Annotated in this window: 16 protein-coding genes; 4 read left to right on the plus strand and 12 right to left on the minus strand. The window is 45.6% G+C overall.

What is annotated here, in order from left to right; genetic code table 11:
* Window positions 1-147 precede the first annotated feature (147 nt).
* The 3 genes from rpsI to zapE all read right to left on the minus strand — a co-directional run bounded on the left by rpsI (window position 148) and on the right by zapE (window position 2,333).
* Window positions 148-540 (minus strand): 30S ribosomal protein S9, encoded by a 393-nt coding sequence (gene rpsI, locus AB4329_RS05665; RefSeq protein ID WP_004740758.1) that lies wholly within the window; start codon window positions 538-540, stop codon window positions 148-150.
* Between the two features lie 13 nt (window positions 541-553).
* Window positions 554-982, minus strand: coding sequence for a 50S ribosomal protein L13 (gene rplM, locus AB4329_RS05670; protein ID WP_010434689.1), 429 nt, complete (start codon window positions 980-982; stop codon window positions 554-556).
* A 247-nt stretch (window positions 983-1,229) separates the two neighbouring features.
* Window positions 1,230-2,333 carry a cell division protein ZapE gene (gene zapE, locus AB4329_RS05675; RefSeq protein ID WP_017061433.1) on the minus strand — a complete coding sequence of 368 codons (1,104 nt, stop codon included), beginning with the start codon at window positions 2,331-2,333 and terminating at the stop codon, window positions 1,230-1,232.
* A gap of 219 nt (window positions 2,334-2,552) precedes the next feature.
* On the opposite strand from zapE, the gene zapG reads away from it, so the two are divergent.
* The 3 genes from zapG (at window position 2,553) to degS (ending at window position 5,713) form a co-directional block, all read left to right on the plus strand.
* The gene (gene zapG, locus AB4329_RS05680; protein ID WP_017061432.1) at window positions 2,553-3,008 is read left to right on the plus strand and encodes a Z-ring associated protein ZapG; all 456 of its coding nucleotides are present in this window, start codon (window positions 2,553-2,555) and stop codon (window positions 3,006-3,008) included.
* Between the two features lie 126 nt (window positions 3,009-3,134).
* Entirely contained in the window at window positions 3,135-4,490 is a 1,356-nt protein-coding gene (locus tag AB4329_RS05685; protein WP_372137843.1) for a Do family serine endopeptidase, read from the plus strand.
* Between the two features lie 158 nt (window positions 4,491-4,648).
* Window positions 4,649-5,713 carry an outer membrane-stress sensor serine endopeptidase DegS gene (gene degS / locus AB4329_RS05690; protein WP_017061430.1) on the plus strand — a complete coding sequence of 355 codons (1,065 nt, stop codon included), beginning with the start codon at window positions 4,649-4,651 and terminating at the stop codon, window positions 5,711-5,713.
* Window positions 5,714-5,815: 102 nt separating this feature from the next.
* Here the strand turns inward: degS and parC are convergent, their stop codons facing one another.
* The 6 genes from parC to nudF form a co-directional block, all read right to left on the minus strand.
* Window positions 5,816-8,074, minus strand: coding sequence for a DNA topoisomerase IV subunit A (gene parC, locus AB4329_RS05695; protein WP_017067236.1), 2,259 nt, complete (start codon window positions 8,072-8,074; stop codon window positions 5,816-5,818).
* 3 nt (window positions 8,075-8,077) lie between these two features.
* Window positions 8,078-9,958, minus strand: coding sequence for a DNA topoisomerase IV subunit B (gene parE, locus AB4329_RS05700; protein WP_017061428.1), 1,881 nt, complete (start codon window positions 9,956-9,958; stop codon window positions 8,078-8,080).
* 239 nt (window positions 9,959-10,197) lie between these two features.
* Window positions 10,198-10,803, minus strand: a complete 606-nt coding sequence (gene yqiA / locus AB4329_RS05705) for an esterase YqiA (protein WP_017061427.1) — start codon at window positions 10,801-10,803, stop codon at window positions 10,198-10,200.
* 15 nt (window positions 10,804-10,818) lie between these two features.
* Window positions 10,819-11,643: a 3',5'-cyclic-AMP phosphodiesterase gene (gene cpdA / locus AB4329_RS05710; protein ID WP_017061426.1), complete on the minus strand. Its 825-nt coding sequence runs from the start codon at window positions 11,641-11,643 to the stop codon at window positions 10,819-10,821.
* Between the two features lie 59 nt (window positions 11,644-11,702).
* Window positions 11,703-12,143, minus strand: coding sequence for a DUF1249 family protein (locus AB4329_RS05715; RefSeq protein ID WP_008222561.1), 441 nt, complete (start codon window positions 12,141-12,143; stop codon window positions 11,703-11,705).
* A gap of 4 nt (window positions 12,144-12,147) precedes the next feature.
* On the minus strand, window positions 12,148-12,777 hold the full coding sequence (gene nudF / locus AB4329_RS05720; protein ID WP_017061425.1) for an ADP-ribose diphosphatase: 630 nt from the start codon (window positions 12,775-12,777) through the stop codon (window positions 12,148-12,150).
* 227 nt (window positions 12,778-13,004) lie between these two features.
* On the opposite strand from nudF, the gene tolC reads away from it, so the two are divergent.
* Window positions 13,005-14,330, plus strand: a complete 1,326-nt coding sequence (gene tolC / locus AB4329_RS05725) for an outer membrane channel protein TolC (protein ID WP_372137797.1) — start codon at window positions 13,005-13,007, stop codon at window positions 14,328-14,330.
* Between the two features lie 114 nt (window positions 14,331-14,444).
* Here tolC and hldE read toward each other — a convergent pair whose 3' ends face one another.
* The 3 genes from hldE to AB4329_RS05740 form a co-directional block, all read right to left on the minus strand.
* Window positions 14,445-15,875, minus strand: a complete 1,431-nt coding sequence (gene hldE / locus AB4329_RS05730) for a bifunctional D-glycero-beta-D-manno-heptose-7-phosphate kinase/D-glycero-beta-D-manno-heptose 1-phosphate adenylyltransferase HldE (RefSeq protein ID WP_017069485.1) — start codon at window positions 15,873-15,875, stop codon at window positions 14,445-14,447.
* A gap of 121 nt (window positions 15,876-15,996) precedes the next feature.
* Window positions 15,997-18,846, minus strand: a complete 2,850-nt coding sequence (gene glnE / locus AB4329_RS05735; protein ID WP_372137799.1) for a bifunctional [glutamate--ammonia ligase]-adenylyl-L-tyrosine phosphorylase/[glutamate--ammonia-ligase] adenylyltransferase — start codon at window positions 18,844-18,846, stop codon at window positions 15,997-15,999.
* A 225-nt stretch (window positions 18,847-19,071) separates the two neighbouring features.
* Complete coding sequence (locus tag AB4329_RS05740) at window positions 19,072-20,328, minus strand: methyl-accepting chemotaxis protein (protein ID WP_102321460.1); 1,257 nt, start codon at window positions 20,326-20,328, stop codon at window positions 19,072-19,074.
* Window positions 20,329-20,415: the final 87 nt, after the last annotated feature.

Raw genomic sequence — 20,415 nt, forward strand, 5'->3', positions numbered from 1 at the left:
CTTTCAAAATATAAGAATTTGGAAATAAAACGAGGAAGGGAAAGCGTTTAGAGGGGGTATAAAAACAAAAAGCCCGGCATATAGCCGAGCTTTGAACCACAATTCCAGTCGTAAAACTGGGGGCGTGTACTTTTTCGTAAAGAAAAATTAACGCTTAGAGAATTGAGGTTTACGACGTGCTTTACGTAGACCAACTTTCTTACGTTCAACGCAACGAGCGTCACGAGTAACGTAGCCAGCTGCACGTAGAGCAGGACGTAGAGTTTCATCGTACTCCATAAGAGCGCGAGTGATACCGTGGCGGATTGCGCCAGCTTGACCAGAAATACCACCACCAGAAACAGTGATGTAAAGGTCAAGTTTCTCAGTTAGTTCAACTAGCTCAAGAGGTTGCTTAACAACCATACGAGAAGTTGGACGACCGAAGTAAACATCAAGGCTACGCTTGTTGATTACGATCTCACCAGAGCCTGGTTTGATGAAAACACGAGCTGCTGAGCTTTTGCGACGACCAGTGCCGTAGTATTGATTCTCTGCCATTTTCATAATCCCCTTAGATGTCTAGTACTTGTGGCTGTTGAGCAACATGGTTGTGCTCAGTACCAGCGTACACTTTAAGCTTACGGTACATCGCGCGGCCTAGAGGACCACGTGGAAGCATACCTTTAACTGCTAGTTCTAGAACCATTTCTGGTTTCTTAGCAATTAGCTTTTCAAAAGTGATAGTTTTAAGACCACCTGGGAACTCTGAGTGACGGTAGTAAACCTTACCCTTAGCTTTGTTACCAGTTACAGCAACTTTCTCAGCGTTAACAACGATGATGTAATCACCAGTGTCTACGTGAGGAGTGTATTCTGCTTTGTGCTTGCCGCGTAGGCGAGAAGCGATTTCACTTGCTAGACGGCCAAGAGTTTTGCCTTCAGCGTCTACAACATACCAGTCGCGTTTTACAGTTTCTGGTTTAGCAACGAAAGTTTTCATGCTAATAATTACCTATTTAAAAAATTTACACTTAAGGAATACTCGCGTATTCCCACTGTCTAAGAGTTACCATTCATCACCCCTTCGAGTGTTGGAAAACTCTTGGCATAACGTGATTTTACTCATCGCTAGAGGCCCGCAGTAACGGTAGGTCGCAGGATTATAGAGAAGAGCGAAGAAAAAATCACCTCTTTTTGAACAAAATCACGATTTTTTTAATTCTATTTCTTATTCGAGATAATCAAAGCTAACTTAAGTGTTCTTTTGCCAAATATTCATGGCTCTGCATTTCAATTAAACGCGACTGACAACGTTTAAATTCAAACTCTAGCTGACCATGGGTGTATAGCTTTTCTAGCTCCACTTCCGCTGAAATAATCAGCTTCACATTGCGCTCGTAGAACTCATCAACTAATGCAATGAAGCGCCTCGCAGCGTCATCTGAAGTCGCGCCCATTTGCAATACATCCGCCAATAGAACTGTGTGATAAACCCGAGACAACTCAATATAGTCGTTCTGGCTACGAGCCGACTGACAAAGCTGAGCAAAGGTACCATGCAGTACGCCATCACTCGCTTCGACTACATCTAATTGACGGTGGTTAACCTCTATCTGCTTAAGCTTCTCTTTATCTTCACCAACGAGCTGAGCGTAATACTTTTCGAGATTAATATTCGCTTGGCTATCTAGCGGGTAATGGTAAATCTCAGCCTGTTCTAAGGTACGTAGACGATAGTCAATACCACTATCGACATTAAGGATATGACAGTTGTCTTGAATGAGCTTGATGGCAGGTAAGAAACGCGCTCGCTGTAACCCGTTGCGATACAGATCCGCAGGTGGAATATTAGAGGTCGCAACCAAGATAGCGTTTCGAGCGAATAACTCTTGGAACAAGGTTCCTAGGATCATCGCATCGGTGATGTCTGAAACAAAGAATTCGTCGAAACAGATAATGTCCGCTTCTTCCTTCAACTTGTCTGCGACTAAAGGCAATGGATCACTCACATTACCTAGCGCCTTTAGCTCATCATGAACTCGATACATAAAGCGGTGAAAGTGAACACGCATTTTTTTAGTGGTCGGTAAGGCATCATAGAACGTATCCATTAGGTACGTTTTTCCTCGCCCTACGCCACCCCAAAAATAGAGACCTTTCGGTGGTTGTGGCAGTTCTGGCTTTTTGCCTAGTAATTTCTGGAAGCGAGTCAGTTGAGGAATGGGCGTATTCATGTAATCTTGAAATTGATGAAAGAGTTCATCTAAAGATTTTACGGCTTGCTCTTGTGCTGGATCTCTTTGAAATCCATGTTCTTTTATATCTTGTTCGTATTTTTTAATGGGATTCATGACGACATTTCCACAATGAAAGCAATATCAGACAACAACTAAAAATGAGCCCAAACAGTACGAGGAATAACGTGATGTGGTGAATAATGCAGCATCAAACTGCTAACTAGCGCACACGCATTTCTCTTTATACTGCGGCTTTCTCATAGTACCATGGAGCCGTATCACGTGTAACTAAGCAGTAACAAACATGTTAAAAAACAATAATAAGGAGCTGTTATGCCTTGGATGTATGCCGTTGCCGGTTTACTAGTCGGAGTTATTTTAGGGGTCGCTATTTCTCGTCTCATGACACCTGAATACAAAAAACAAAAGAACGTACAGAAAGAATTGGATAGCGCAAAGTTTGCCCTTGAGCAGCAGCGACAAGAGCTGGCTGATCACTTTGCGAAATCAGCAGAAATGTTGGACACATTAGGTAAAGACTACACAAAACTGTACCAACACATGGAAAAAACAAGCTCAGAGCTGATTCCTAACCTGCCAGAGCAAGATAACCCGTTTGTGAAAACAGCCGCTGCCCATTCGGACAAGCCACAAGAGAAGCCTTCAGTAAAAGAGGCGACACTTGAGGAACAACCGAAAGATTACGCTAATGGCGCAACCGGTTTATTTACAGAGCAGAAGAAAGAAATCATGAATGCTCCCGATGTTGTTACAGCAAAAGCATCGTAAACATTTAACACTTCTGTGAACTTTACAAAGGTTTTTGAGTCATAACTTTCACTCAGGTCATTTGAAACTTATCATACTTATTAAACGTATAAGAGGGTTAAGACCTTAACTAGAGAGGAGTTTATGATGAAAAAACCTTTGCTTGCTTTATCAGTGCTAACTTTAATCTTAAGTTCAATCATCACCCCCATTAAAGCAACAGCCGCACTGCCATTAAGTGTGGGTAATGAACAATTACCGAGCCTTGCTCCTATGCTTGAACAAGTGACCCCCGCTGTGGTTAGTATTGCCGTAGAAGGCAAACAGGTACAACGTCAGCAAATCCCTGAACAATTTCAATTCTTTTTTGGTCCAGAACAAACACGAGAGCGTCCCTTCCGCGGATTAGGCTCTGGTGTCATCATTGACGCCGAGAAAGGTCATATCGTGACCAATTACCATGTCATTAATGGTGCGGACGATATCAAAGTAAAACTGCATGATGGTCGAGAGTACGATGCTGAGCTAATCGGCGGCGACCAGATGTCTGATATCGCACTGCTAAAATTAGAAGAAGCCAAAAACCTGACCCAGATAAAAGTCGCAGACTCAGACAAACTAAGAGTTGGTGATTTTAGTGTCGCGATCGGTAACCCATTCGGACTTGGGCAAACCGTGACATCCGGTATTGTTTCTGCACTCGGCCGTAGCGGCCTGAATCTAGAAAACTTTGAAAACTTCATTCAAACCGATGCAGCAATCAACAGCGGCAACTCTGGTGGTGCGCTAGTGAACCTTAACGGTGAGCTAATTGGTATCAACACCGCCATTCTTGGCCCTAACGGAGGTAATGTCGGTATCGGCTTTGCAATCCCTTCTAATATGATGACAAACCTGACAGAACAAATTCTCGACTTCGGTGAAGTAAAACGCGGCATGCTTGGCGTTCAAGGCGGAGAAGTGACCTCTGAATTGGCAGAAGCACTCGGTTATGAATCAAGCAAGGGCGCCTTTGTTAGCCAAATCGTCCCTGACAGCGCAGCCGATAAAGCAGGACTGAAAGCGGGCGATATTATTGTCTCTATTAATGGCAAACGCATTGATACCTTCAGCGAGTTAAGAGCTAAGGTCGCAACACTCGGCGCTGGTAAGCAGATTGAACTGGGTGTGGTTCGTGACGGTAAGAGCAAAACCTTTGATGTGACGCTTGGTGAATCCACCAATAATAAAACACAAGCTGAGAAGCTCCATGAAGGACTAGCTGGTGCTGAGTTAACCAACACAACAGAGAGTGACTCTGCAACGGGCGTCAAGGTATCGAATGTTGCTCAAGGTTCACCAGCCGAAGCCTATCAACTCCTGAAAGATGACATCATCATCGGAGTAAACCGCCAGCCCGTTAAGAACCTTGCTGAGTTTAGAGAGATTCTTGAAAAACAACCTGGTGTACTGGCGCTTAATATCCAGCGAGGCGACCGAACTATCTATCTTGTGATTCGATAGTCTTACGTCAGCGCAATTACAGGGAGGCTCAGTAAGTTTGCTTTAAACTTACTCAGTCTCCCTTTTCTTTAGATCAATCAAAATGCTATGCTTCACTTGTAATCAAATCAGTCATCCATTGATGGAGGCTTCACACCTTACTTGTTGAAGAGGGAAACATGCTGTCCTTTCTATTTCGTTCTATTTCCCTTGGACTCGTTTCAGCGGCGCTTATTCTTCTCGCCTTCCCGAGCTTAAGACCAGCGATTGTCGCTGACGTCACTAGCCCTAAAGTCGATAATATTGGCTCTCTTCAGATTTCATTTAACCAAGCAGTTCGCCGCGCGGCGCCTGCAGTGGTTAACATTTATAGCCGTAAATACGCTGAAAGCGATCGAAACAAACTGCTCACACAAGGTTTGGGCTCTGGGGTGATTGTTAGCGAGAAAGGCTACATCATTACCAACTTCCATGTGGTGGCTCAAGCAGACCAAATAGTTGTGGCACTTCAAGATGGCCGAGTAGCAGCTGCGCAACTTGTCGGTTCAGACAAACGCACCGATATCGCGATACTTAGAGTCAGCGGTGATAATCTACCGGTGATCCCACTCAATCCTAATTACAAAGCCAATGTCGGTGATGTTGTACTGGCTATCGGTAATCCATACAACCTAGGTCAAACAACAACCTTTGGTATCATCTCTGCAACCGGCCGTTCTTCGATCAGTGCCGATGGCCATCAAGCCTTTATCCAGACCGATGCGGCAATCAATGAAGGTAACTCAGGTGGCGCACTGGTGAACTCACAAGGTGAGCTAGTCGGTATCAATACCGCCTCTTTCCAGCAAGCTACCGACATGGAAACCTATGGGATCTCATTCGCTATCCCCTATCCGCTTGCTAATAAAATCATGGAAAAGATCATCGCCGATGGTCGTGTGATTCGTGGCTATATTGGTATCGATGGACAAGACATCAACTCAGTCACCTCACGCATGTTGGGTACTAAGAATATCGGCGGGATCGTTGTGTTGGGGATAGACCCTAATGGTCCGGCTGCCGATGCGGGTTTTGAAGCTCAAGACATTATTGTCAGTATCAACGATAACCAAGTAAATGGTCGCCAGAGTGTAATGGACATCGTTACCGACCTGCGACCTGGTACAGTTATCGATGTGGGTATATTGCGCCAAGGTGAAAGCAAAACCTTAAAGGTGACCATCGCCGAAGATACTCGCCTGTAGAGCAAACTCTGTAAGCAATGATTCAAGCTGCTAATACACAAGTACAAAAAACCCAGCTCATAGGCTGGGTTTTCTTTTATCTAAAGATTGTTTCAAGTATCTCTACGATTCACTTTGCTCTTCGATATCGATGCGAGTCACTCGCTGTAGTCCTCTAGGCAGTAGACCACCACGACGACCACGTTCACCACGGAAGTTTTCAAGATCCGCAGGTTTCAAACCAAGCTTACGTTTACCGGCGTAGATAGTCAGCGTCGCATTCTCTGGGATAGCCATAAGATGTGAGACAAACTCTTCACGCTCTTTTGCTTTCGCAGAAGGGATGTTGATGATCTTGTTGCCTTTACCTTTGCTCAGCTGAGGGAGATCTTTAATCGGGAACAACAACATACGACCTTGGTTAGTAATCGCCAAAATCTGATTACTGTCCAAGTCAGCAATAGGGCTTGGCATCATCACTTCAGAAGCTTGTGGCAAGTTAACCAAGGCTTTACCGCTCTTGTTCTTGGACAGCAGATCGCTACCCTTACAAACAAAACCATAACCTGCATCAGAACCGACTAACCATAATTGTTCATTCTCTCCCATCACCACTTGGCGAATAGAAGTACCTGGGCTGACGTTCAAGCGGCCTGTAATTGGCTCACCTTGGCTTCGCGCCGACGGTAATGAATGTGACTCAAGGGAGTAGCTTCGACCATCACTGCCGAGGAACACCGCTTGCTGGTTACTCTTACCCTTAGCACTCGCTAAGAATTTATCACCCGATTTGTAGTTCAAACCTTCAGCGTCAACTTCATGCCCCTTGGCATGACGAATCCAACCTTTCTCAGACAACACAACCGTGATTGGTTCGCTTGGTACTAAGTCGCGCTCTGTTAGCGCTTTCGCTTCAGCGCGCTCAATCAGAGGTGAACGACGATCATCGCCGTATTTATCCGCATCTGCTTGGATTTCTTTCTTGATCAGCGTATTCAAGCGACGCTCTGAACCGAGTAGCTTTTCAAGCTTCTCACGTTCAGCTTCAAGCTCTTCTTGTTCCGCTCGGATTTTAAACTCTTCTAACTTAGCTAAGTTACGAAGTTTAATATCAAGAATCGCATTGGCTTGAATTTCAGAAATGTTGAAACGGCTCATTAGGACAGGACATGGTTCGTCTTCTGTACGAATGATCTCAATCACTTCATCGATATTAAGATAAGCAGCAAGCAAACCTTCTAAGATGTGCAAGCGTGCCAGTACTTTATCTAAACGGTACTGCAAACGACGGCGAACCGTTGTGCGACGGAACTCGATCCACTCTTTCAGGATTTGAACTAAGCCTTTAACTTGAGGACGATTATCTAAACCAATCATGTTCAAGTTAACGCGGAAGTTTTTCTCTAGATCCGTCGACGCGAACAGGTGACTCATCAATTGGTCACAGTCGATACGATTCGAACGAGGAACGACAACGATACGCGTTGGGTTCTCGTGATCCGATTCATCTCGCAAGTCGTCAACCATTGGCAGCTTCTTAGCGCGCATCTGGTTAGCGATTTGCTCAAGTAACTTCGCACCTGACACTTGATGAGGTAAAGCCGTGATAACAATATCAGAGCCTTCCTTGTGCCAAACCGCGCGCATCTTGATGCTGCCACGTCCAGTACGGTAGATCTTTTCGATGTCCGATTTCGGGGAGATAATCTCAGCTTCAGTCGGGTAATCTGGACCTTGAATGAAACCCATCACGTCTGAAAGCTCAGACTTAGGCGTATCAATTAGGTGAATGGCTGCATTAGCGACTTCACGCACGTTGTGTGGTGGAATATCGGTCGCCATACCTACCGCGATACCTGTAATACCGTTAAGTAGGATGTGAGGTAGGCGAGCAGGCAACATTTGAGGCTCTTTCATCGTGCCATCAAAGTTTGGTTGCCAGTCAACAGTGCCTTGACCTAGTTCACCTAGAAGAACCTCAGCAAACTTAGATAATTTGGCTTCGGTATAACGCATCGCAGCGAACGATTTCGGATCATCAGGAGCACCCCAGTTACCTTGACCATCGACCAATGGGTAGCGGTAAGAGAAAGGCTGCGCCATCAGTACCATCGCTTCGTAACAAGCAGAGTCACCGTGTGGGTGATACTTACCTAATACGTCACCAACGGTACGTGCTGATTTTTTGTATTTCGATGCAGCCGATAAGCCTAGCTCAGACATCGCGTAGATAATACGACGCTGTACTGGCTTCAAGCCATCACCGATATACGGCAATGCACGATCCATGATCACGTACATTGAGTAATTTAAGTAGGCATCTTCGGTGAACTTGCGCATTGGCAGCTGTTCAACGCCATCATATGTAATTTCGTTAGACATCCATTATACCTCGGCCATATCACCGTTAGTCTGTAGCCATGTACGGCGATCATCTGCACGTTTCTTACCAAGCAGCATGTCCATCATCTCGTTGGTCGCTTCGCTATCATCAATCGTTAACTGAACAAGGCGACGAGTGTTTGGATCCATGGTGGTTTCACGCAACTGAAGTGGGTTCATTTCACCCAGACCTTTGAATCGTTGCACGTTGATCTTGGCTTTCTTCTGCGATAGTCGTTCAAGCACACCGTCTTTCTCTGCGTCATCAAGTGCGTAGAACACTTCTTTACCGCAATCGATACGATACAGAGGAGGCATTGCCACATAGATATGACCCGCTTCAACCAATGCATGGAAATGGCGAGTAAACAAAGCACATAGCAGTGTCGCGATATGAAGACCATCCGAGTCCGCATCGGCAAGGATACAGATCTTACCGTAACGCAGGCCTGATAAATCATCGTTGTCCGGGTCGATACCTAGAGCCACCGAGATGTCGTGCACTTCTTGCGAAGCCAATACTTGGTCTGCTGACACTTCCCATGTATTTAGGATCTTACCGCGAAGTGGCATAACTGCTTGGAACTCACGGTCACGTGCTTGTTTAGCAGAACCACCCGCCGAGTCCCCTTCCACGAAGAAGATTTCGGTACGGCTTAAATCTTGAACTGAACAGTCAGTTAGCTTACCCGGCAGTGCTGGGCCAGAAGCGATTTTCTTACGCACAACCTTTTTGCTTGCGCGCATACGGCGGTGGGCATTCGCAATACAAGCTTCTGCTAGTTGTTCTGCCAGTTGTGGCTTTTCGTTCAACCACAGGCTAAACGCATCTTTTACCACACCAGACACAAACGCAGCGGTTTGACGAGAAGACAAGCGCTCTTTTGTTTGGCCAGCAAATTGCGGATCTTGCATCTTCACTGATAATACGTACGAACAGCGATCGAAGATATCGTCGCCCGTTAACTTAACGCCACGCGGCAGCAAATTACGGAATTCACAGAACTCACGCATTGCATCAAGAAGACCTTGGCGAAGACCGTTTACGTGTGTACCTCCTTGTTTAGTCGGTACTAAGTTCACGTAACTTTCGGTGATCATGTCGCCGCCTTCTGGCTGCCAGATGATCGCCCAGTTTGCCATTTCTGTTTCAGCAACGAATTCGCCAACATACGGTTCTTCAGGCAGCAAGGTGTAACCTTTCACGCCTTCGGCAAGGTAGTCTTTTAGACCATCTTCATAGAACCATTTATGCTCTTCACCACCGACTTTGTCGATAAAGGTAATTTCTAAACCTGGGCAAAGCACTGCTTTTGCACGTAGGTTGTTAATCAGACGAAGTGTCGAGAATTTAGGGCTATCGAAGTACTTAGGATCAGGCCAGAAATGTACTGATGTACCACTGTTACGATGACCACAAGTGCCCGTCACAGTAAGCTCTGTTACTGCATGACCGCCTTCAAGTGCGATCTCGTGAACCTGACCTTCTCGGCGTACGGTCACTTCAACACGTTTTGACAGCGCGTTTACAACCGAGATACCTACACCGTGCAGACCACCAGAGAACTTATAGTTGTTATTCGAGAATTTACCGCCAGAGTGGAGCTTAGTTAAAATCAGCTCAACACCTGAGATCCCTTTTTCAGGGTGGATATCGACAGGCATACCACGGCCGTCATCGGTAACTTCTAACGATTGGTCTGCATGAAGTACCACTTTGATCTTCTTAGCGTGTCCCGCTAGTGCTTCATCGACCGAGTTATCAATGACTTCTTGGGCAAGGTGGTTAGGTCTTTCTGTCTCGGTATACATTCCCGGGCGGTGTCGCACAGGGTCGAGACCTTCAAGTACCTCGAGGTCTTTTGCATTATATTGTTCAGTCATAATACGGAGTTTACTCAAAAAGTTTGCGTCAGTTCGCTGGCTCCAGTTTCACTAAAGCAGAATCATTACTATGAACCGTCATAGTAGAGCGAACGAGCGAAGTATTGGGGAATATAGTCTGGAAGCTGAGTAATGATGTCAAGCTAGTTCAAAAACTAAGACATCAAACTATGATATTTCACCATTGATAGATGAAATAACAGGCAAACAAGAGAAAATCACTTGGTTGGTGGAACAGATTAAAGATTTAGAAAGGTGATGATTTGTTGTGGGTAGCGTTCAAAATCAACAAAGCTATGATCCCCGCCCTCTTCTACTGTCTGCGTTGCACCTTGGTACTTCTCTACCGCTTGTCGGTAATCCAGAACTTCGTCTTCCGTTTGCTGAAGTAACCAGAAGTCGCTCGGCTTAGCGATAGCCGAAACCTCTAACGCCTTCAGTTCATCAATATGTTTTGTTTCCAGTACATATCGTTCATCTGTGTATGGGTTTACTTGTTCACCTAAATAGTCAGCAAGAAGCTCATACGGCTTCACTGCTGGGTTTACAACCACCGCTTTAAAACCATAGTGGCTATTCAGCCATGTTGAAAGATAGCCACCCAGCGAGCTACCGACCAACGCTATTTGATATTGCTCTTTGTATTGCTCCACCAGCTGCTGTAAATGAAGTGCCGCTTGTTGAGGGAAACTCGGCAGTTGAGGGGTTACGACTTTAATATCAGCGCGATGCTCCGCACAGTAATCTGCCATCACATTCGCTTTATGAGAACGTGATGAGCTGTTAAATCCGTGAATATAGAGAAGCAGCGATGGCTTATTAGCTTGTTGATTAGAGCCTGGCATCAATAACCGCCTTCATTAGTAACCAGCAGCCTTAAAATCAGGCAAGAACTGCCCATGAGGCAGACGACGAACTTGCGTGCTAACGGTACCGTCTTGATGTAATTCAATCTCTCTCCAGCCCGGAGACAAAGTATCAACCGCGAAGTCATCTGAGTTAGGTTTGAATTGCACACAAGTCGACGGTGTTGCCATGACTTGTACACCATGATGATCTCGGTTCATGTCTTGATGAACGTGACCACACAGTACGGCTTTAACATTGGTGTGCTGTTGAACCACATCCCAAAATTGATCGGCGTCTTTTAGGTTATGTTGATCTAACCATGCGCTGCCAACCAACAATGGATGGTGGTGCAATAGAACCAAGGTATTACGTTCAGGGAACTCCGTCAGCTTCTGTTCTAATAGGTCAAGCTGTTGATCGCTGAGGCGACCATGAGGCACACCAACCACCTGCGAGTCTAGCATCACCATCTGCCAGTTATCGCCTAGCAAGACATGCTCAACACACTGTATTTGTGGTGATGGTAAAACACTGCCCATATTAGGCTTAAAGTCATGGTTCCCTGGCAGCCAATAGCATGGCTTTTCCAAAGGCTGAATCCCTGACTCAAATTTCTGGTACGACTCAGCACTGTGATCTTGAGATATATCACCGGTTGCTAAAATCGCTTGATAGTCAAAGCCCTGACTAACAATGCCATCGACTACAGCACGAAAGCTATCTTGAGTGTTGATGCTTAATAAGCTGCCATTGCTCGGCGCAAATAAATGCGTGTCCGTTAGCTGCACAAGCTTAATAGTGCTCTCATCAAATTTTGAAGTGTGTGATAATTCCAAAATAACAAATCCAGATACGTTACTGTTTAGACTTTAAAAGTGTTGATAAATAGGCTCAATTAAAAGGCAATTGGGGTTCGGCTGATACCCGTTTTTAAACAAAACGTTAACCATTCCCCAAGAAATTTATTCAATTGAAATTTCTCGTCCTTTTGCAGAAGCTTAGTGTTGGGGTAGTCATATTTCGCTTTGACTCGCGAAAAATCCCCGCTAGCGCACACTTCTGCAACTCGAGCGTCGTGATATAGCCTGACAGACATTTTTGGCAAAGGAAACACTGGCATCGCATCACTCTGACATATATCTATTAATGTGGTGTATTTTGTGACCTCATTCACTGTCAATTGATACACCATATTAACGGCTTGGTAACAGCGAACGTCACCAACCTCATGCCCAACCGGTAACAAAGCGTTCAGTTTGGCATAGTTAGTCTCGTAAACTCGCATCAATTCAGCAAGATCAACATGATACGGTTTTTTGACCGCGATATTTGGCATGACGTTAATCTATCCACTCTGACTGTAATTCTTGGTAGTTCAATTGTAGCCACTGTAGCGCAATGATCGTGGCTCCATTTTCAAATACACCATCTTTTACCAACTGATAAGCAGCTTCGCGACTCATCACTTGTACACGAATGTCTTCACCTTCGTAGTCCAATCCGTGTACCCCTTTGGCTGTCGTTGCATCAACACAGCCAACAAAGACGTCGAGCTTTTCAGAGCAACCACCAGATGAAGGATAATACGAAGTAATAGGCAATACAGATCCGACTTCGACTCCGGCTTCTTCCATTGCTTCACGACGAGCGACGTCTTGTGGCGATTCGTCCGTATCAATGATCCCAGCAACAATTTCGTATTGCCATGGGTTCTCATGCTCTAGGGCTCCGACACGGATCTGTTCGACGATCACCACTTCATCACGCACAGGATCATAAGGTAGCAAAGCGGCAGCATGTCCACGCTCAAACATCTCACGCTCTATTGGTTGGCTCCAGCCTCCCTCAAATAGTCTATGTTTAAATGTGTACTTGACCATTTTGAAAAAACCACGAAACAGCGTCTCTTTTGAGACTATTTCCACATCTTGCGGAGTAAACTCATGTCGTTGATTGTCATACTGTTGCATTTGGTACCTCACTAAGTGATCTTTATAGTTTACTCATTGTCCGAGTTAACTACCAAGGATAAGGTTCAACTTTTTATATAAAATTTATAATTAAAGTTAAGCTTTAAAAAATAAATATTGCACAAGTGGACAGTTAACTGTAAAAAAGTGCAAAGTTTCGAGTAAATTACCACCAAACTGGGTTAAACTCTTCTAAAGAAAATTCCATAAAAGGCAGGAATAGGAAAATGAAAAAACTGCTTCCACTATTTATCAGTGCAGCAATTGGCAACCTGAGTTCGTCAGCTTTTGCTGATACGCTAGCTGAAGTTTACGACCAAGCAAAACAGAACGATCCACAACTTCTTCGTTCAGCAGCGCAGCGCGATGCCGCTTTTGAAGCAGTAACGTCAAGTCGTAGCTCTTTGTTACCGCAAATCAACCTAACAGCAAACTACGACATTAATCGTGGTGATCGAGATACATCAGGTGTTGGTAATTCAAGCATTGATAACAACACTTGGGGAGCTGCTATCGGCTTCAGCCAAGAGCTTTACCAGCGTTCTTCATGGATCACACTAGATACGGCAGAGAAAACCGCTCGTCAATCTGATTCAGCTTACGCGGCAGAACAACAAGCCTTGATCCTTCGTGTTGCGACAGCATACTTCGAAGTGCTTCGCGCTCAAGATAACCTAGAATTTGTTCGTGCAGAGAAAGCAGCGGTTGCTCGTCAACTAGAACAAACTAAGCAACGTTTTGAAGTAGGTCTTTCAGCAATCACCGATGTACATGATGCGCAAGCTCAGTACGATGGTGTTTTGGCTGATGAAGTTCTTGCAGAGAACGACCTAACGAATAGCTACGAAGGTCTTCGTGAGATTACAGGTCAGGAACACTCTAACCTAAGCATCCTAGATACTGATCGTTTCTCAGCAAGCAAATCTTCTGAGTCTGCAGTTGCACTTGTTGAACAAGCAGAACAAAAGAACCTTAGCTTATTGGCTGCACGTATCTCTCAAGACGTAGCAAAAGACAACATCTCTCTAGCAAGCTCTGGTCACCTACCAAGCTTAACCCTAGATGGTAGCTACGCTGTTTCAGATCAATCAAACAGCACCCAAGATTACGACCAAGACAACCTAAACATTGGTTTGAACTTAGTTGTACCTCTATACACGGGTGGTAACACAACTTCATTGACTAAACAGGCTGAATACAACTACGTTGCAGCAAGTGAAGATCTAGAAGCAACTTACCGTAGCGTTGTAAAAGACGTACGTGCATTCAACAACAACATCAGCGCTTCGATCGGTGCTCTACGCGCTTACGAACAGTCTGTAGTTTCTGCTCAGTCTGCTCTAGAAGCAACAGAAGCTGGTTTTGATGTAGGTACTCGTACTATCGTTGACGTACTAGATTCGACTCGTCGTCTATATGATGCGAACAAAAACCTTTCAGATGCTCGTTACAACTACATCCTAAGTGTACTTCAGCTTCGTCAAGCAGTTGGTACGCTAAGCGAACAAGACATTGTTGATGTAAACGCAGGTCTAAAAGTAGCAAGTAAGTAACTCTTAATTACTCAAGTTACCGTTACAAAAATGCCGCTCATTGAGCGGCATTTTTATTATCGATTAAAGCGAGATTTACTGCCTAACTAAAAGCTTAACGCCAAAAACTAAAAACTAGCCTCGACCACCTTTAATCGCTTTAATGATTTCAGTGGTAGAGCAACCATCTTCAAAGTTAAGTACTTTCACTTCACCACCAGCAGCAATCACTTCCGCACCACCAGCAATCTCTTCAGGCTTGTAATCACCACCTTTCACAAGAATGCTTGGCAGTACCTCAGAGATTAAACGTTGAGGGGTATCTTCAGAGAATGGCACAACCCAATCAACTGCACCTAAGCCAGCCAATACCGCCATACGACGATCAGTTGGGTTCACAGGGCGACCAGGGCCTTTCAAGCGTTTCACTGATTCATCGGTATTTACCGCAACGATCAAACGATCGCCCAGCTCAGCCGCGTGATTCATGTAAGAAACATGACCAGCATGTAGAATATCAAAGCAGCCATTGGTCATAACTACCTTCTCGCCTTTCGCACGAGCACGCTTCACCGCTTCAACCAGTGCCGCTTCTGAGATCACACCGTAGTCTGTGTCTTGACTGCCGTGAATCGCTTCAGCTAGCTCTATCGTGGATAACGTTGACGTACCTAGCTTACCAACAACGACACCAGCTGCAGCGTTCGCTAATGCACACGCCTCATCCAATGGCTTACCAGCTGCAACAGACGCAGCCAGTACTGAGATAACCGTATCACCAGCACCAGTTACGTCGTACACTTCTTTCGCTTGGGTTGGCAAGTGGAATGGTGCCTGACCTTTACGTAATAAAGTCATACCATTTTCACTGCGAGTCACCAATAGAGCTTCAAAGTCATACTTCTCGATCAAGGCAATACCCTTCTCGATAAGATCTTCTTCTGATTTCACTTTACCTGCAACCAGCTCAAACTCTGCCATGTTTGGTGTAAGTAATGTCGCACCACGGTAGCGCTCTAAATCCGCGCCTTTGGGATCGATGAATACAGGAACATTGGCTGCGCGTGCTTTTTGAATGAAGCTCTGTACATGCTCTAATGCACCTTTCGCGTAATCTGACAAGATAACCGAACGTACATTTGGTAGGGCTTGCTCCATGCGAGACAGAATAAGCTCTGGGTTGGTGTTTTCGAATTTGTCTTCAAAATCCAAGCGAATCAACTGCTGACCACGGCTCATCACTCGTAGTTTGGTGATGGTTGGATAGTCTTCTAACTCAACGAAATCACACTTAACCTTCAGAGCACCTAAAGTGCTTTTCAACACCTCAGCAGGCTCATCTTTACCAGTCAAACCAACAACATGAGCATGCCCACCAAGAGAGGCAATGTTCATTGCTACGTTGGCAGCACCACCAGGACGCTCTTCGTTATTTTCTACTTTCACAACGGGGACTGGTGCTTCTGGTGAAATACGGCCAGTTGGGCCATACCAGTAACGGTCAAGCATTACGTCACCGACAATAAGAACACCTGATTGGCTGTAGTCAGGTAGAATTGGTTTCATTGTTGAGCTCCAAAAATCGAATCTGGCTAGAGTCTAGCACACTGATTACAGTGGCTAAACTACAGATAAATGAGTAAAAGCCTATCAAGATAAACATAGCACTCGCTACGCTATGACTGAATTATGCTTCCATCCACTGCTTCCATGCCTGAACAACATATTCTCTTTCCATTTCGAACTTTTCAATCGCCACATCCGCATCAAGGTTAAGTAGATTACGGTGGTGGATTTCATCCCTTAATGTGGTGTACGCATTGGTCAATGCCATACCTTGTTGCTCGTCCATTATCCCTTGCGACAACAAGCTTTCAAAGATTCTCACATTGTCACACCAACGAGTAAGCTTAGGTTTCTCGTTGCTGTATCTCAGCACTAAGTATTGCGCCAAGAACTCAATATCAGTAATACCGCCCGCATCTTGTTTAAGCATGAATCGATCGGCTTTTTTACCGCCTAAATGGCCACGCATTTTTTCACGCATATCCACAACTGACTTTTTGAGTGTTGCCTCATCTCGTGGCAAGCACAAAACCTCATGCCTAGTTTTGTTAAACGCAGATACCAATAAGTCATCACCGTAAATCATACGAGCACGAGTGAGGGCCTGGTGCTCCCATGTCCACGCGTCATTGTGCTGATACTCGTCAAAGGCATCGGTTGGACTCACCAATAGACCAGATGCACCAGAAGGGCGTAGGCGAGTATCGACTTCGTACAAAATGCCAGAAGCAGTTCTGGTCGAGAAAATATGAATAATACGCTGCGCTAATCTTAAGTAGAATTGGCGTCCATCGATCTCTTTCTTTCCATCAGTATAGATGTGTACCGGGCAGTCGTGCATGAACACGATATCAAGATCGGAGTTATAACCAAGCTCCCAACCACCGACTTTGCCATAACCAACGACAGCAAAACCGCGACCTTCGCGATCTTTAACATGGGTCGGTTCACCAAACTTGGCGGATACTTGTAACCAAGCTTGATTGACCCCCGCCTCCACAATGGCTTCTGCTAAGTAGGTCAGGTGATCACTGACCTTCATGACAGGTAGAGCACCCGCAATATCCGCGGCTGCAATTCTCAATATACAGGTCTGCTTAAACTGACGCAGACCTTCCATCTGTTGCTCCATATCATCTTCAGGGATACGGGCTAGGTAATCACGCAGCTCGGTCTTGTAAGACTCAAGTGGCACCGGATTGTAGAGTTGTTGAGGGTCGATAAGCTCATCTAACAGAATTGGGTAACGACCTAGCTGCTCTGAGATCATCGGGCTTGCCGTACACAGGCGAACTAGCTGAGTCAACGCGGCAGGGTGTTCATCTAGTAGTTCAAGGTAAGTGGTACGCGTAACGATTTTATGCAGCAGATGCAGTACTCGCGACAAACCAAACTCGGCATCCTTAGCGGTGTACAGCGCTTGAAACACTTTCGGCATCAGTCGATTGAGGACTTCCCGCCCACGAGGGCCAAGAGTCTTTTTAGCCAAATCGGCTTTAAACTGAATGATCGTTTTCGCCGCATCAGGCGGGCTCGCGACCGCAATGTCGTGTTCCAACACGTGCTCAATTACATCGGGTTTATGGGCCATATCCCACAACTCGCTAAAGTGGCTCGCGATCGGATTAGCGTCATCTTCATCAACGCCAATTAGGTCTTCGAACACGGTATGTACATTCGCCATATGGGCGCGAGTTGCCACAATCAAGCTATCCCAATCGGAAAATTGCATGGCAACCGCAAGCTGCAGTTGTTCGAATTCACCGTCAGGTAAGGTTTGAGTTTGCTTATCAGCCATGGCTTGTAACAGGTTCTCAAGGCGACGCAAAAACAGATAAGCTTCACGTAGGTGCCCCACCTCTTCAGACTCTAGCAGATGAAGGGATTCAATCGCACTTAAGGTTTCGAGTAACCCTCGACCGCGTAAGCTAGGCTCGCGTCCACCACGAATCAATTGGAAGACTTGTGCGATAAACTCAACTTCACGAATACCACCAGAGCCAAGCTTGATGTTGTTCGAGAGACCACGACGACGCACTTCGCTGCTGATCATAGACTTCATTCGGCGCAGAGATTGAATCGCACTAAAATCAATATAACGGCGGAACACAAACGGGCGTAGCATTTGGCGAAGCTCTTGATACTCAGGGTACATCTCACTGCCCATCACACGCGCTTTGACCATAGCGTAGCGTTCCCAATCGCGACCTTGTTCTTGATAGTAATCTTCTAGCGCAGCGTAACTCATGACCAGTGGACCACTCTCACCGAATGGACGCAGGCGCATGTCTACTCGATAACAGAATCCATCGAAGGTTTGCTGATCAAGCGCCTTAATAATACGTTGCCCGAGACGTGTAAAGAACTGCGCATTGGCAATGCTGCGTCTTGCACCTTGGGTTTCACCATTCTCTGGGTAGGTGAAGATCAGATCGATATCGGAAGAGAAGTTAAGCTCACCGCCCCCTAGCTTGCCCATACCAATGATCAACATCGGCTGTGCTTCGCCTTGTTCATTACAAGGTGTGCCCCACTCTTTACAACAAATATCGTACTGCCATTGGTAGGTTTCGAAGATCATCGCCTCAGCCAACATCGATAGATGATTTAGGCTCTGCTCTAGCTCCCACGAACCCATAAAATCACGCCAAGCAATGTAGGTCATTTCTCGATTTCGGAATTGACGCAGCACGCGCTGACCGCTCATTTCATCGGTGCAACTAGAAAGTAATTCAGCCAAGCGTTCTCGGTATCCTTCAGCGCGTTCTTCGCATGCCAACATATTAGGTAAGTCACCACATAAAACCGTATCACGCTGCAGGCAATCACCAATAAAACAGCTTAAACCGAGTACACGTTTAAGATCTTCAGTCAGTGGCTCAGACCAAGTATTGATGGCTTCACTTTGATGCTCTAATAATTGCTCAAAAGCAGACTGGGAGTGAGTGATGAGTTGAGAAGGCAATGGCATGTTTCTTCCTTGTATAAGCTGCGCGCCGAACAATCGGTTTATCGATTCAGTTCTTCAATAACGAGTTTTCATAACTAAAGATAAGTTATACCAAAGTTACGCCAATAAAAAACGCCCACATTAGCAATGTGGGCGTTTTATCGATTAACTTATCTGGTTGAGCTTACAACCGAGAAACAGTCTCTGGGAATTAGCCTTTGACGGATGAAGATTGGGTGCTGAGGACTAAACCTTAAATTGCTTAATCTTACCGTCGAGTTCTTGCGCGTTACTTTCCATAAGCTGAGAGGTCTCGAGCAGTTCACCAACCACCACAACTGAAGCTTCAACAAGCTCGCGTACATTGGTCAGGTTGACGCTCATCTCTTCAGCAACACTGCTCTGTTGGCCTGCAGCGGTCGCGATCTGGAAGTTCATATCATTGATTTGATTGACTTGGCTTACAATGCCGTCAAGCTCACTTCCCGCGTTAGTCACCAGATCAACACCTTCAGCCGCTTCAACAACACTCTTCTCCATCAGTTCTACCGCAGAGTTAGCGCTGCTTTGTAGATGACTGATCATGTCTTGAATCTCTACCGTCGCTTGCTGAGTGCGCTGTGCAAGGTTACGAACCTCATCAGCAACAACCGCAAAACCACGACCCGCTTCACCGGCACGTGCCGCTTCAATTGCAGCGTTCAATGCTAGTAGGTTTGTCTGTTCTGAAATGCCTTGGATAGTACCAACCACACTGCCAATTGAGTCAACGCGTTCTTCTACTTGGTTTACCGCTGCTGCAGATGCTGCGATATCTGAAGATAGCTCACTCATCTTAGACACTGATCCTTGAACGAACTTCTGACCAGTAAGAGCTTGGCCTGATGCCTGTTCAGTCAATGACGAAGCGCTTTGCGCATGCTCAGCGACAGTTTGCACCGTCGACGTCATCTCACTCATTGCTGTTGCCAGTTGATCGATCTCGTTGAACTCTTCTTGAGCTGACTCCTTGGTTTCAGACATGCTGATGGTCATCACTTCCGTCAGAGCAAACAGCTCATCAGAAGAGGCCACCTGAGTTTTGATCATGTCGTTCAGTTGGACGCGAGTTTTTTCAAGTTCGCGTGCCACATCGCCGTATTCATCTTTACAGTCCATTTGAATCGGCACTGAAAAGTTCTTATCTGCCATGGTTTTAATGGCGTCATTAAGGTATTGAGTCTGGCGCAGCATAACGCGCGCCGCTGCTAACAGAAGAACCACAAACACAATGATCATCAAGGCTGTTTGCCAAGCCACTTGAACTAGGTAAGTCTCGTAATGCTGTTGTGCGACTTGCGCATTGTTCGTTACAGCAAGCAATGAATCGTAAAACGTACTTGCGTCCCATAGCTGCTTCGAAATGATCAAGATAGTGCTGAATATCATCAACATGACCATTTTTGGAACGAGACGAACGTCAGAGATTACCCTTTCCCACGGCTTGAATGACAGTTTAGTCATTGTCAGTTCTCCATTAATTCTTATATATTGATGGCTTCTATATCCGCGAGTTGGCTATGTCAGTCAAAGTTCGCGATTTATTTTGAG

Source organism: Vibrio sp. 10N.261.54.A5 (assembly GCF_041471145.1).
GTDB lineage: Bacteria > Pseudomonadota > Gammaproteobacteria > Enterobacterales > Vibrionaceae > Vibrio > Vibrio crassostreae_C.